Source organism: Spongiactinospora sp. 9N601 (genome assembly GCF_044326295.1).
GTDB classification, from domain to species: Bacteria; Actinomycetota; Actinomycetes; order Streptosporangiales; family Streptosporangiaceae; genus Spongiactinospora; species Spongiactinospora gelatinilytica.
In genome coordinates this window covers 633356-646272 of the sequence record NZ_JBIRBB010000001.1, presented here as the reverse complement: position 1 = coordinate 646272, position 12917 = coordinate 633356, and the positions used below count along the sequence as shown (strand labels likewise).

Genomic DNA, 12917 nt, shown 5'->3' with positions numbered 1-12917 from the left:
ACCGAACTATGACACGCATCATGGAACGAGTGAATATCGAACCGGCCCGCGTATTCCTGGCGTATTCCGCGGGAAAGGGGCCGGGCGGAGTGCGGCTCGCCCGGCCCCGGCCTTCGTCAGACCTCGCCTCGCCCAGATCTCGACGCTCAGCACCGCCCTCGGGTGACGATCGCGGTCTTGGCATGATCGCGTTCGGCGGCCACCGCGCCGTCCTCGTCCCGCAGCACCCGGCGGCGCGGCGCGAAGTGGCCGGAGGAGCGCTCGACCTCCACCGCGCCCGGCCCACGGCGGACGACGCCCCACCCGACGTCCAGCACCACCGGCCACGCCCCGCCGATCGGCGGGAGCGCCACGCGCAGCGTGTCGGGGGCGCGGCAGCTCTGCCCGGTCCGGGCGTCGGGCACGCTCCACCCGGGCCATCGCCCGCACGTAGTGGTCGCCGCACCCGGCCCGCGGCGGACGACGCCCCGCCGATCGGCGGGAGCGCCACGCGCAGCGTGTCGGGGGCGCGGCAGCTCTGTCCGGTCAGGGCGTCGGGCACGCTCCACCCGGGCCATCGCCCGCACGTAGTGGTCGCCGCACCCGATCTCGTCGCAGGGGTTGCGCCTGCTGCCGTCGCGTGCAGGCAGTGCCCTGCCCGGACCTCGCGGTAGGTCTCGGGCTCGGTCGCGATCTGGATGATGTCCGGCGCGTATCCGCCGGCGATCCTGGGCGCCACGGTGTTGGCGAACACCGCCCGGTTGTCGGCGGGGATGGCCTGCGCGACCGGCCTGATGTTCGGGTTGATCTTGTTGAACTCGGCGAAGAGCGCTCGGAACTGCGCCTGCCGGTTGGCGTCCCCCAGGTGGACGAAGGTGAGCGTACGCCCGCGCCGCGGCTGCCACCGCCTTCAGCATGTTCCGTCCGGTGCGGCCCGTTGGTCGGCCGGCGTCGCGTTCGCCGGTTTGTGCTGTCATGAGCGCCCCCGGTAGCAGTCGCGAGGGGGAAATCGATTTCTCGCGACCGCCGACGGGTTCGGCGCCGGTGCGGGAGTACCCGCCTCACCAGCGGAAGAGGCCGGCCTCCCGGGCGGCGCGCAGGTCGGCCGCCTCTGGTGCGTCGATCTCCTCGAAGAGCTTCAGGGCCCGCCGCCAGGCGTCGTCGCCGAACTCCGGCTCGTCCAGGCCGTGCCGGATGTGCCCGAGTTCGTAGAGGGTGCGGGCCTCGGCGTACGGGGCGCGGAGGTCGTGGCTGATCCGCAGCGCGGTCACGCAGTGCCCGAGCGCCGCGCCGAGGTCGCCCCTGGCCCGCTCGGCCTTGGCCAGGTCGACCCTGACCAGCATCTCGACCCTGGCCAGCGACATCCGCCGGCAGATGTCCAGGCACCGCTCGTGGAACTCGACCGCGGCCCGGTGGTCGCCCTGCTCGTAGCGCAGGTTGCCCAGCGAGTTGAGGGTGTTGGCCTCGGTGTAGTGGTCGCGCTCGGCGCGGGTCATGCCGAGCGCGTCGCGCAGCGTCGCGTCGGCCTCCTCGAAGGCCCCCATCTTCACGTAAACCGTGCCGAGGTTGTTCAGCACCGCGCTGACGCCCAGCGGTTCGGGCAGCGCGAGCCGTACCGCCAGGCTCTCGCGCAGGTAGTCGACCGCCTCGCGGTAGCGGCGGCGCATCGTGTAGACCGCGCCCAGGTTGTTCAGTGCGCGGGCCAGCCCCGGCCGGTCGCCGAGGTCGCGGCACAGCCGCCAGGCCCGGTGCAGGTGGCGGCTCGCGGTGGGCAGGTCGTGCCGCCGCTCCGCGGCCAGGATGCCCAGCGCGTTGCGGGCCAGGATCTCGGCGGGCTCGTCGCCGTCGCGCAGCGCCGCCTCAAGGACCGCGCCGGCCGCCTCCTCCCACTCGCCGAAGAAGCCGCGCCCGAGGAAGCCGCCCATGGAGTCCATCAGCCGGGCGATGGGCAGCACCCGGATCGCGGGGGAGCCGGTGGCCTGGAGGATCGTGCTGACCAGGTTGGCGCGCTCCTGTTGCAGCCAGCGGGTGGCGGGCGCGGACCTGCTGAGCGGGTGCGGCCCGTGGTCGCCCTCGGTACGGCCGACCGGCGTCAGCCCCACCGCCCGGTCCACCGTACGCGCGGTCGCCAGGTAGTGATCGACCAGCCGTTGCAGTGCCGCGGAGCGCTCGGCGGCGGTGTCCTCCTCGTTGCCGCGCTGCCTGGCATAGGCCCGCATCAGATCGTGCATCTGGTAGCGGCCGGGCTCGCGGGTCTCGATCAGGTAGGCGTCCACCAGGCTTTCCAGTACGGCCTCGGCGGCGGGCTCGCGCATGGCGAACATGGCCGCGGCGGCGGAGAGGGTGATGTCGCTGCTGTTGGGGATGCCGAGCATCCGGAAGGCGGCGGCCTGGCCGGGCCGCAGCGCCCGGTAGCTCAGCTCGAAGCTGGCCCGCACCCCGAGGTCGCCGATCCGAAGTTCGTCCAGCCGCCTGCGCTGGTCGGCCAGCCGCGCGGCCAGGGTGGCCAGGCTCCAGCCGGGCCGTGCGGCGAGCCGCGCCCCGGCCACGCGGACCGCGAGCGGCAGGTTGCCGCAGGCGGCGACGACCTCAAGGGCCGCCTCCGGCTCGGCGGCGACCCGCCGGGGACCGGCGATCTTCCCCAGCAGTTCCACCGCCTCCTCGGCGGGCAGCACGTCCAGGTCGATCAGGCGGACGCCCTCAAGGTCGGCCAGCCGCGCCCGGCTGGTCACCAACACGGCGCAGCTCGGCGTGCCCGGCAGCAGCGGGCGCACCTGGGCGGCGTCGCGCGCGTTGTCCAGCACCACCAGCACCCGCCGCCCGGCCAGCATCGAGCGGTACTGGGTGGCGCGTTTGTCCTCGGCCTCGGGGATGTGCGCGCCGCTGGCCCCGAGCGCGCGCAGGAAGTCGCCGAGCACCTCGGCGGCCGGGGTGTCCCTGCCGTCGGCCCCGTGCAGGTTGGCGTGCAACTGGCCGTCGGGGAACCGGTCGCGCAGCAGGTGCCCGACGTGGATGGCCAGCGTGGTCTTGCCGAGGCCCCCGCCGCCGCCGACCGCGGCCACCACCACCGGCGAGCCCTCGGACTCGCCGCGCAGCATCTCCGACAGCAGCCGCACCTGCTCGGCCCTGCCGGTGAAGTCGGGGACGTCGGCGGGCAACTGCGCGGGCACCTGGAGGTGGGCGGTGGCCCGCCCGGTGGCGGCCGGCGTCACGTCGCCCGCCAGTACCTCCTGGTGCGTGCGCTGGAGCGCCTGGCCCGGCTCCAGCCCCAGCTCCTCCACCAGGTGCCGCCTGGTCCGCTGGTAGGCCTCCAGCGCCTCGGCCTGCCGTCCGAAGCGGTGCAGGGCCACCATGAGCAGGCCGACCATCCGTTCGCGCAGCGGGTGGTCGGCCACCAGCTCGCGCAGCTCGGCGACCAGCGGCTCTTCCGGGCCTGAGGTCAGGTCGGCCTCGATGCGGTCTTCCAGGGCGAGCAGGCGGGCCTCCTCCAGGCGGGCCGCGGGCACGTCGCGCACCCCGTCGGCCACGCCGACCAGCGCGGGGCCGCGCCACAGCCGCAGCCCGTCGCGGAGCAGCCTGGCGGCGAGGCCGTGGTCACCGGCCCGTTGCGCGGTACGGCCCTGCTCCACCAGCCCCTCGAAGCGGTAGAGGTCCACCGTCGAGGGGTCGGCCCGTAACAGGTAGCCGCCCGAATGCGTCTCCAGGGACGCCTTGGGCGCCCGGCCGTCGTCCGCCTCGATGACCCTGCGCAGCCGGGACACCAGGCGCTGGACGGTGTTCCTGGCGTCGGGCGCCCGCGCGCCCCACACCTGGTCGATCATGCGCTCGAACGTGACCACCCGGTTCAGGTTGAGCAGCAGCAACGCCAGCACGCTGCGCTGCTTGAACCCGCCGGTGGGGACCGGTCCGCCGGGCCGCCAGACCTCCACCGGTCCCAGTATGCGAAACTCCACGGCACCCTCTCAGGATAAGTAGCCCCCATAATAAAATTACGGCCACGACCCTTCAAATGGGTGCATGGGGGGTATTTTACTCATTAAATTCCATAGAATGCGGTATTCGCAAACGCCTCTTGTCAATGGATATTTCACCTGAGGCGCGTCACGGTTCCGTGAAAACCGGTGGCTCGGAAACGGTCATGTATCCCGCGAGTAATACCGCGGCGGTCCTTCACCGGCGGTGGTAGCGCCCGGCGCGCCCGGACAGGAAGGCGTCGACCGCCTCGCGGTGGTCGTCGGTGGCCACCATCGCATGGAACTTCTCCGCCTGCAGCGCCGCGGCCTGTTCCCTGGTCAGCCCGGGGGCGAGGGCGGCGCACGCCTTGGCGGCCTCCACCGACAGCGGGGGCCGGGAGGCGATGCGCCGGGCCTTGGCCAGGGCGGCGGGCAGGAGTTCGCCCGGCGGATGGACCTCGGTGACCAGCCCCCACCGCAGCGCCCGCTCCGCGGGATAGCGGTCGCCGGTCAGCAGGATCTCCTTGGCCGGGCCGAGGCCCACGACGCGGGCGAGCCGCCAGAAGCTCGCGATCAGCCCGACGTTGACGCCGGAGGCGACGAAGAAGGCGTCACCTGCGGCGATCCTGATGTCGCAGGCCAGGGCCAGTTCCAGACCGCCGCCGGCGGCGGCGCCGTTCACCGCGGCGATGACCGGGGCGCGGAAGTCCTCAAGGGCGTGCAGCACGCCGTCGAAGCCGGTCAGGAACTCATCGATCCGGTCGCCCGTCAGCCCCATGTCCTTGCGCAGGTCCGCGCCCGCGGTGAAGGTGCCGCCGGTACCGGTGAGGACCAGGCAGCGGATCTCAGGGTCGCGGTGCAGGCCCCCGACGATCTCGATGATCCGCTCCCGGACGGCCCGGCTGAGCGTGTTGACCGGCGGGGAGTTCAGGGTGATCAGCGCCACGTGCGCGGCGGGGTGGGTCAGGGTGACGATCTGGGCCGGATCGGCGTTGTTCATGGGCCTCCTTGGTGTTGCGAGAATAGGGCGTTACGGCCTTCCGAAATATGCGATGCCACATATCCCCGGTCGCGGAGATGGCCTCCTTCGCTGTTCACGGCCGCCCGGCCGCTGTATGTGGCATGGTGGCACGCCGGGCGGCGGGTGTCCTTTATTCCGGCGCGGTGGTTGATCCACGATCTCATTGTGCGGTGCGCCGTGCGGGAAGGCGACGCCGGGGCGGGCGAATGCGGGCGTTTTGCGCGCGGGCTTTCCGTTGCGGCCGGACCCGTCGGGGGCCGGGAGGCGGGCGCGCCTGCTGTCAGGACTTATCCGGACATGGCGTTTTCCCTGGTCAGCAGTACATAACACGATGATAGAGGGAATATGCGTCATCCCTGGAGACCTGCCGCGCGCTTACCTTGACACCATCCCTTACTCGGGATTCCACCGCCGGTTTCGCCGGCGCACCCCCCTACCCCCGAGGAGACAGGTTCACGTGTCAAGGTTCCTCCGTACCATCGTCGCGCTGGTCCTGGGATCGGCCTTCCTCGCCGTGCTGTCGCCTGCCCCTCAGGCCACGGCCACCGCGGCGAGGGTGCTCAAGTACGATGCCAGCCGCGCCGCAGAGTTCCGCGGCGTGGTGGATCAGGCGGCGCAGATCTGGAATTCCAGCGTCTCCAACGTCCAGCTCGTGGCGGGCACGCCCGCCGACTTCGTGGTCTACGCCGACAACGGCTGGCCCCGGGCGCAACCCACCAGCCTGGGCCGCGGATACGTCTGGATGGGCAGGCAGGCCACCTCCCAGGGCCACAACCCGCTGCGGATCGCCACCCACGAGATCGGCCACATCCTCGGCCTGCCCGACCGGCGCACCGGGCGCTGCACCGACCTGATGTCGGGCGCGAGCGCGGGCACGAGCTGCACCAACCCCAACCCGAACACCGCCGAGCGCGCCGAGGTCGAGCGCAACTTCGCCGGCTGGCCCGTCACCCCGCAGGTGGAGTTCAACAAGATCTACGAGGATCGCGCCCTGGAGCCGGTCCGCTGATCTCCTGGACCTAGGGCCCTGCGGGCCCTAGGTCCATGCGCCTGCATGCTCTAGGGCTTTTGTCTGATGTGTCCGCGTATGCGCTGGTCGTATCGTCACCGCCATGACGAAGAGAGCGAAGAGAGCATTGAGCGCGGGCCTGGTGGCGATGGTGTCACTGGTGGCCTTCGAGTACATGGCGGTGGCGATCGCGATGCCCGTCGTGGCACGCGAACTCGGCGGATTGGAACTCTACGGCCTCGCCTTCAGCGGGGCCATGGCCGCGGGTGTCGTCGGCACGGTCCTGGGCGGGCGGTGGGCCGACCTGCGCGGCCCGGCCGCCCCGCTGTGGACCGGCGCCGTCGCCTTCGGCGGCGGGCTCCTCCTCGCCGGGCTCGCCCCGGCCATGGAGGTGCTGATCGCGGGACGGCTGGTGCAGGGCTTCGGCGGCGCGCTGGTCAACGTCTCGCTCTACGTGGTGGTGGCCCGGGTCTATCCCGAGGACCAACATCCGAAGATCTTCTCCTTGTTCGCGACCGCGTGGGTGGTGCCGTCCATGATCGGCCCCGCGGTGGTCGGCGTCATCGTGGAGACCGTGGGCTGGCGGTGGGTGTTCCTCGCCGTACCGGCCTTGACCGTCCTGGCCGGACTCGCGCTGGTACGCGGCCTGGCGGGCCAGCCGATCACCGGCGGGCAGGCGGAGCCCGCCCCGGGCCTGTTGCGCAAGGTGAGCTGGGCCGCGCTGACCGCCGTCGGCGCGGGCCTGATGCAGTACGGCAGCGGCGGCAACCTCGCCCTGCTGCTCGCCGGGCTGGTCCTGCTCGGCCTGGCGCTGCCCCGGCTGCTGCCCCGCGGCACCCTGCGCGCCGCGCGCGGCCTGCCCGCCGTGGTGGCCCTGCGCGGCATCGCCGCGGGCGCGTTCTTCGCCACCGAGGTGATCACCCCGCTGATGCTCATCAACGAGCGCGACCTGTCACCGGTCATCGCCGGACTCGCACTCACCGGAGGCTCGCTGACCTGGTCCTTCGCCTCCTGGTTGCAGGGCCGTGAGGTCTTCGGGCGCAAGACCAACCTGCTCGGCGGCTCGGCGGCGATCGCCCTTGGCATCCTGCTCATGGGCCTGGTGACCTTCGACGCGGTGCCGGTGGCGCTGGCCTACCCGTCGTGGATCGTGGCCGGGTTCGGCATGGGCCTGGTGTACCCGACCCTGTCGGTCCGCACGCTCGAACTGTCCGCGCCCGGCGAGCAGGGGGTCAACAGCTCCGCGCTCCAGGTGGGCGAGATGGTCTTCTCGGTCGTGTCGGTCGCCGTCACCAGCGCGCTGTTCGTCGCCGCCGCCTCCGGCTACTGGACGGTGTTCGCCGCGGGGCTCGTCATCGCGCTGTCCGGCCTCTGGGTCGCGCCGCGCGCGGCCGGGCGCGGCGCCCTGGCGGACGCCGCGACCCCGGAGGCCGTGGGGTCGGCCGCACGCTGAAATCAGGGGCTCCAACAGGTGCGGCCGATCGCGGGACCGCGGCGGGGTCCCGCGCTCACAATTGGGCGGAGATTTACCGACACCAGGAGGGGCCTTCAGATGCGACTCGGCACCGTGCGCCTGACCGGCGAACCGGACGGCGACGCGGCGCGTGTCGCCCCGCCCGGCCTCCCCTGGACACGGCTGGACGACACGCTGGTCTACTGGACCGAAGACGACGATCTCTGGGTCTCCGCGGCCGAGCGGGCGCGCGCGAGCGGCCTGCGGCCCGAGGAGCGCCCGGCCCCGGCGCGCCCCGCCGACCTGCGCCTGGTGACGCAGGTCGGGCGGGTCTTCCAGCACGAGCACCCCGACGTCCCCGTGCTGGTGGACAAGGGCCGGTACCTGATCATCGCCGCCTCCGACGCCCTCCTCCCGCGCATCGCGCCGCGCGCGGAGGTCTGCTTCCGCGTCGAGCCGCTGCCCGCGGAAGGCGTCGTCTTCCGCACCCTGCCCCGCGCCGAGCGCGCCCCCGTCCCGCACATCGAGGCGCTGACCGGCCAGGTGTCCGGCGAGCGTTACCTGGAGGTGCTCGGCGAACTGGTCGCCTTCGGCACCCGCCACTCGCTGAGCACAGGCTTCGGCGCCGCCGCCGCCCTGGCCAGGGACCGCCTGGAAGAGCTCGGATACATCGCGCGGCTGGCCCCGATCAACGTCGGGTCGGGGCGCTGCCACAACGTCATCGCCGACCGGCTGGGGAGCGGCGAGCCCGCCGTACGCGGCGTGGTGATGCTCACCGCCCACCTCGACTCCGTCAACCTGGCCGGCGGTCCCTCCGCGCCCGCCCCGGGGGCCGACGACAACGCCAGCGGCGCGGCCGGCCTCCTGGAGATCGCCCGCGTGCTGGCCGGCCACCAGACCCACGACGACATCCGCCTCATCCTCTTCGGCGGCGAGGAACAGGGGCTGCACGGCAGCACCCAGTACGTCGCGAGCCTCGGCCCCACCGAGGCGGCCCGGATCAAGGCGGTCGTCAACATGGACATGATCGCCACCCTCAACACCGCCCGGCCCACCGTCCTGCTGGAGGGCGCGGCCCTGTCGAAGGGCCTGATCGACTCCCTCGCCGCCGCGGCGGCCGGCTACACGGAGCTGGCCGTGCAGACCTCGCTCAACCCGTTCAACAGCGACCATGTGCCGTTCATCGACGCCTCGATCCCCGCGGTCCTCACCATCGAGGGCTCCGACGGTGCCAACACCCACATCCACACCGCGGGCGACACCCTCGACCACATCAACACCGACCTGGCCCTCGACATCCTCCGCATGAACCTCGCCACCCTGACCCAGGCCGCCGATCCCCCCACCCCCTGACCCAACCAACGCCCCTCGGCCGGCACGACCAATTGCGGTTCAGGGGGCCGGGAAGGTGATGCGGATGGTGTGGGTGTCGGGGGGCGTGCCGGCGGCCAGGGTTCGGGCGGCCTCCGTGCCGTCGGTGTGGAAGTGGATGGTCACGGCGTGGGTGGTGGTGGGGGTTTCCAACTCCACTTGGACCGTGGCGGATTCCGCGTCGCGGAGGGATTGCCGGCGGCGGTCGCGCCAGGCGAGCCAGAGGGTGGTGGCGGCGGCGGAGATGGCGCCGCTGGCCAGGTTGGCGCAGATGCCTGTCAGGATTTCGGTGGCGGGGCCACGGTCTCCCGTGGGGCGCTGGGAGTGGGTGAAGTCGCCCAAGGACGCCAGATCCTTGGGGGTGAGGCCGCTGTTCTCAAGTTCCAGGCGCAAGGGGACTCCGAGTAGAGAGGTGGAAGCGCGTCAGGCGTGCATGACCCAGGGGGCGGAGAGTTCGGTGGCGGGGGTGGCGGCGTTCAGGGCCCGGACCAGGGCGGCGGGGGTGGGGTCGGTGCCCAGGGTACGGGTCAGGGCGGCCACGATCAGGGGGGACCAGGTCGTGTCGTGGATGGGACGGAGCGGGGAGATCACGAGGTCGGCTCCGGCGCGGAGGAAGGCGGTGGCGGTCGGGGGTTCACTGACCCGGCCCAGCGGAACGGCCCGGCCGCCCGCGCAGATCGTCAGCACCACGACCAGGCCAGGGTTGACGTCCAGGGCGGCCAGTTCTGAGGGCAGCACCCAGCGGTCGTGGAGGCGGAGGGCGGCTGCTCCGCCGAGTTCGGGGACGGGTTCGCAGTGGGTCGACAGCCACAGGAGGTCGGCGGTGCGGGCGCTGTAGCGCAGCCGCTCCCAGGTGACCTGTTCCCGGACCACCGGGACCGTGCCTAACAGAGCCGCGACGGCCCGGGCCTCCTCGAAGGCTCCGGGGAGGCCGAGCGCGCTCTGCGGGCCCATCGGGTCGCCGAGCACCTCGACCCGGTCGGGAAAGGGCACCGTCGCCAACCCGAAACGGGGACGCCGGCCGTGCCGCCGTACGACCACATGGTCCTGCGCCAGCGAACGTCCGGTGGCGTCGGGAAGGTTCTCGACCGGAACCTGCTCCCACGGCTCGCGCAACCGCAGCGACACCTCCTTCGCCTCGCCCACCGTCTCCCGGAGGGCCGCGGCCAGGCGTTCCGCCGCCTCCGGGACCGCCGGAGCCACCCGGAGTGCGCCGACCGCACCCTGTGCCTCGGCCCGTCCGACCGCGATGTCCGCCACCGTGACGTCCCGCGCGGACTCGGATCGGCAGACGATCGCATGCGCCGCCGTCGTGCCCTGGACCAGGTCGAGCGCGGCCGACCCGGGACGGGCGAACCAGCCGCCGATCTCCTCGCGCAGCCGGTCGGTATGCGCGGGCAGCACGTCCTCGGCCCTCGCCCGCAACGCGAACACCTCCCGGACGGTCCGGGCGTCCTCGGGCGCGAGGCGTTCCAGAGAGGCGTTCTCGATCGAGCGGAGGTCGCGCACCGGACCCGCCTCGGCGGCGGTCTGCCGCAGCTCTCCGATCTTGGCAATGGCCTCCTGGAGCCGCACCGGCAGCCGGTGGAACGCGTCCCAGTACCGGCTCTGGCGTTCGTCGATTCGCGCCCACGCCCCGTCGGGGTCGTCGACGTCCCGCAGCCGGAACGCGAGCCTGCCCCCATGGGCCGCGACGAACTCCGCCGCCCAACGGTGTTCCGCGGCGGCGGCACGGGCGTCCCCGAACGCCTCGGCCGCCGGACCGGGCAGGAAGGTGAGTGCCAGCAACCGATCGACGTGCGCGGCGATCCCGAGACGTTCGGCCTCGGTGACCTGCGGACCCGTCTCGGCGACCTGTGCCGGGGCCCGCTCCTTCGTCGGCGCGGCCACCATGAGATCGAGTCCCACGTCGCGTCGCGCCTCAGGAGAACCGCCGCCGGCCAGCGCCCAGGCCGCACCGGCCCATCGCGGGACGCCCCAATAGCGGTCGAGCAGCGCCAACAGCCCTTGGGTGTAGAGGATCTCGAACATCCGGCTCTTGACGTTGTCGATGGGCGCATTGCCGAAGAGGTTCGGCCGGCCGTCTCCTGCGGGCAGCCGCTGTAACGACTCCAACAGGGTCTGGAGGCCGGGCGACCACAGTGTGACCGGGCCTTTGGAGTACCGCAGGAGATCGAACCAGGTCCCGAGCCCATCGGCCGGAACAGAGAGCAGTTCGGCCGCCGCGTGCCAGCGCGCCGCCCCCCTCTCCCCGGTAGGCGACAGACGCCGGCGCGGCTCGTCGTCCTCGGAGGTGGGCAGGCCTAGCAGCGTTTCGACCATGACCTTCTGCGCCTGGACGAGCCCGTCACCGGGAACGGATTCCAGCGATGTCCCGAACCTGTCTCTGGCGACTCCAAGGGTGCCGTTGCGCAGCAGTACGTATCCGATGTCGGCCTGGATTCCGGCTGTGTAGAGCGGGACGTGGTCGGCGCCCATCGCCCAGCCGGCCAGCGTGAAGGCCGACAGGTGGTCGTCCAGCGAGGCCAGCCGGGCCGCCTGGCGCGACAGTCTGCCGCCCAGCTCGCGGTGGTTGCCGCTGAGCACGGTGGCGCACAGGCAGAGAAAGCCGTGCCAGCGGATCACCCGGGCCGATGCCCCGATCTGGTGGGCCAGCTCGGCGGCTTCATGGTGCGCCGTGGCGAGCAGGTCATGGTCGGCCGGGGCGGCCACGTCGACCAGGTGGGTCAGCGCCTCGTACGCGGTGATCGGATCGTTGCCGTGCCCGGCGTTCTGGGCCAGCGTCAGCAACTGCCAGGGCTGACGCCTCCACCGGCCGGGATCGTTGAAGATCGATCCTGGGCGGAAGGGGTTCGGGTCGTACTCCGTGCCATGGCCGAGGCTCTCCTCGGAGCGACCGGTGTGGTGGGACATACGGTGGCTCTGGTGCGCGATGTCATTGAGGATGGTGGCCCTCGCCTCCGGATCGAGCCTTTCGGCCTCCCGCTCGGCCTGGGCGTACCAGTCGGCCGCCTCGTCGAGACGGCGCAGGTCGCGCAGGGTGTTCGCACCGTGCAAGCGGAACGTCACGACCTGCTCGGGCAAGATCTTCGGAAGGTCGGGTTCGAGGGTCAGCAGGAGGTCGAGCGAGTCCTGGATGCGGCCGCTCTCCCTGGTGATGGACGCCGCGCAGCTCACGGCGAGCGCTCGCGCGACCGGATCCTCGAACAGCGCGCAGACGATCGGATAGGACGTCAGGGGCTGCGGTGCGAGGTGCCAGATCTTCTTCTCGACCACGAAGGTGAGGAAGGCGACGAGCGCCGCGAGTCCTTCGTCGCGTTCCTCCGGGGACAGCGCGCCGATCTCGGTGGCCTGTTCGCAGAGAGAGGCCGCGCGTAAAGCCCTGTGGCCGAGCCCGCGCAGGTAAGGCTCGTTCTCTCGGACGGGCGTGTCAGTGACGTCCTGCTCGGGAGCCTCCTCAATGAGGGTGCGGAGATCGGAATAGCGTCGCGTCCGGTTCTCGGCCTCGTCGTGGAGCGCTCCACCGACCGCCGAGGCCACGCCCCGGGTCTGCCGCAGGAAGACATCTCGGAACTCCGGTCCGCGTTCCCTCAGCCAGGACTGGACCCGAGCGTCGGCGGCGCCGCTGATCTCCCGTGTGCCGAGGTGGCCGAGAGTGTCCGAGACCATGATCCACACTATCGCCGCGAGCTGTGGGTCCGGGCTGCGCACGACCAGCTCGACATGGCCCTCCAAGGGGCGCGGCGCGAGCCCATGGGCCTCGTTCTCGAGCAGATAGGCCAGCAAGAACCCGAAAAGAGCGAGCTCCTGCCGTCTCTCGGCCTCGTCCAGAGGGTCGAGTAACGCCGGGTCCCCGCACAGTTCGACGGCCCTGAGAACGACCGCCCCGATCTCCTGCGCCTTTGTGTCGACCTCGTCCTCGCCCACCTCAGAGGAGGCGCACTCGTCGATGATTTCCGAAAGGCCGATATCTCGTCTCCGCGTACTTTCGACTTCCCTGATGAGAGCGGTTCCGACCCGAGCGGCGAAAGCGCTTCTCTCCCCGGACCCCATATCGTCAACCCTACCCAGACATGGGCCAGAGGGAATGATGGCGAAGAACGGGGTGAACCGGTCGCGGGCCGCTTTGTC

The 12917-nt window shown here is 71.9% G+C and carries 8 protein-coding genes; 3 read left to right on the top strand and 5 right to left on the bottom strand.

The genetic code is table 11. The features are described 5' to 3' along the window. Positions 1 to 146: 146 nt before the first annotated feature. The 3 genes from ACH34R_RS02800 to ACH34R_RS02790 form a co-directional block, all read right to left on the bottom strand. A complete protein-coding gene (locus tag ACH34R_RS02800; RefSeq protein ID WP_397559692.1) occupies positions 147 to 404 on the bottom strand; it encodes a hypothetical protein in 258 nt (85 codons plus the stop codon). A 636-nt stretch (positions 405 to 1040) separates the two neighbouring features. Beyond that, positions 1041 to 3908, bottom strand: coding sequence for a BTAD domain-containing putative transcriptional regulator (locus tag ACH34R_RS02795; protein ID WP_397559691.1), 2868 nt, complete (start codon positions 3906 to 3908; stop codon positions 1041 to 1043). 241 nt (positions 3909 to 4149) lie between these two features. Next, positions 4150 to 4932 (bottom strand): enoyl-CoA hydratase/isomerase family protein, encoded by a 783-nt coding sequence (locus tag ACH34R_RS02790; protein ID WP_397559690.1) that lies wholly within the window; start codon positions 4930 to 4932, stop codon positions 4150 to 4152. Between the two features lie 478 nt (positions 4933 to 5410). On the opposite strand from ACH34R_RS02790, the gene ACH34R_RS02785 reads away from it, so the two are divergent. The 3 genes from ACH34R_RS02785 (at position 5411) to ACH34R_RS02775 (ending at position 8768) form a co-directional block, all read left to right on the top strand. Further along, positions 5411 to 5962, top strand: coding sequence for a snapalysin family zinc-dependent metalloprotease (locus ACH34R_RS02785; protein ID WP_397559689.1), 552 nt, complete (start codon positions 5411 to 5413; stop codon positions 5960 to 5962). 103 nt (positions 5963 to 6065) lie between these two features. Further along, positions 6066 to 7415 (top strand): MFS transporter, encoded by a 1350-nt coding sequence (locus ACH34R_RS02780; RefSeq protein WP_397559688.1) that lies wholly within the window; start codon positions 6066 to 6068, stop codon positions 7413 to 7415. Between the two features lie 99 nt (positions 7416 to 7514). Beyond that, positions 7515 to 8768, top strand: a complete 1254-nt coding sequence (locus ACH34R_RS02775; RefSeq protein ID WP_397559687.1) for a M28 family metallopeptidase — start codon at positions 7515 to 7517, stop codon at positions 8766 to 8768. A gap of 39 nt (positions 8769 to 8807) precedes the next feature. Here ACH34R_RS02775 and ACH34R_RS02770 read toward each other — a convergent pair whose 3' ends face one another. Then, positions 8808 to 9179, bottom strand: a complete 372-nt coding sequence (locus ACH34R_RS02770; protein ID WP_397559686.1) for a hypothetical protein — start codon at positions 9177 to 9179, stop codon at positions 8808 to 8810. Between the two features lie 30 nt (positions 9180 to 9209). After that, positions 9210 to 12713, bottom strand: coding sequence for a CHAT domain-containing protein (locus ACH34R_RS02765; protein WP_397559685.1), 3504 nt, complete (start codon positions 12711 to 12713; stop codon positions 9210 to 9212). Between the last annotated feature and the right edge of the window lie 204 nt (positions 12714 to 12917).